The following is a 1180-nucleotide window of genomic DNA, read 5'->3' on the forward strand; positions in this document are numbered from 1 at the left end:
GTCAAGCCCCGGGTTTGATGGAGAGTTGGTTAGCTGGTTTCCAGAGGTGCGGTGATCGGGTGGGTCGTCGCGTGTAGTGCCTCGTGTTCGGCCGGTGGGACGTGTCCGAGTTCGCCGTGTAGGCGTCGGTTGTTGTACCAGTCGATGTACTCGACGGTAGCCATCTCCAGGTCGTCGAGGCCGCGCCATGGTCCTCGGTTGCGGACGAGTTCGGCTTTGAACAGGGAGTTGAACGCCTCGGCCATCGCGTTGTCGTACGAGTCGCCCTTCGAGCCCACGGAGGCGACCGCGCCGGCCTCGGCGAGGCGCTGGCTGTAGCGGATCGCTCGGTATTGGACTCCACGGTCGGAGTGGTGGACCAGTTTACGCAGGTCAGCGTCTTGATTTTCTCGGCGCCAGATCGCCATCTTCAGCGCGTCGAGGGCCAGATCGGTGTAGAGCGACGTGGCGACCTGCCAGCCGACGATCAGCCGCGAGTACACGTCGAGGACGAACGCGGCGTAGACCCAGCCGACGCTGGTACGTACGTAGGTCAGGTCAGCGACCCACAGCTGGTTCGGGTGTTCCGCGGTGAAGTCACGTTTGACCAGGTCGCGAGGCCGGTCGGTCTCAGCCGCCGGCCGGGTTGTGCGCGGCGACTTGTCGCGCAGCAGCCCGCGCAGCCCGGCTGCTCGCATCAGCCGCTCGACCGTGCACCGGGCCACCGGAACGCCGCGTCGGTGCAGCTCATGCCAGATTTTGCGGGCACCGTAAACGCCGTAGTTCTCCTGGTGGATCCGCTTGATCGTCTCGGTCAGGTCGCTGTCGCGCACCGTGCGGGCCGAGGCGGGGCGGGTCTTGTAGGCGTAGTAGGTCGACGGTGCGATCTGTGCCGGCGTGCCTTCAAGGGCCTGCAGGACCGGCTGGACACCGTGTTCTTCCTGGTGAAAGTCGACGAAGGCGACCTTCACCGCGACGGACGGTCCAGCTCCGCCGCGAAGAAAGACGCCGCGGACTTCAGGATCTGGTTCGCTCGGCGCAGCTCACGATTCTCCCGTTCCAGAGCGGCGAGGCGTTCCGCGTCGCTGCTGGTCGTGCCCGGCCGGTCACCGGCATCGATCTCGGCCTTCTTCACCCAGGTCCGCAGCGCCTCGGGGTGGATGCCGAGCTGGTCGGCGATCCGCCGGATCGCCCCGACCGC

At 66.5% G+C, this 1180-nt stretch carries 2 protein-coding genes; both read right to left on the reverse strand.

Annotation, left to right across the window (positions count from 1 at the left end; translation table 11 throughout):
• Window positions 1-29: 29 nt before the first annotated feature.
• Window positions 30-950, reverse strand: coding sequence for an IS3 family transposase (locus Acy02nite_RS46150; protein ID WP_203756781.1), 921 nt, complete (start codon window positions 948-950; stop codon window positions 30-32).
• On the reverse strand, window positions 947-1180 hold a 234-nt coding region (locus tag Acy02nite_RS46155; protein ID WP_203756807.1), incomplete at its 5' end, for a transposase. The genes Acy02nite_RS46155 and Acy02nite_RS46150, both read right to left, overlap by 4 nt.

Source organism: Actinoplanes cyaneus (assembly GCF_016862095.1).
Lineage (GTDB): Bacteria > Actinomycetota > Actinomycetes > Mycobacteriales > Micromonosporaceae > Actinoplanes > Actinoplanes cyaneus.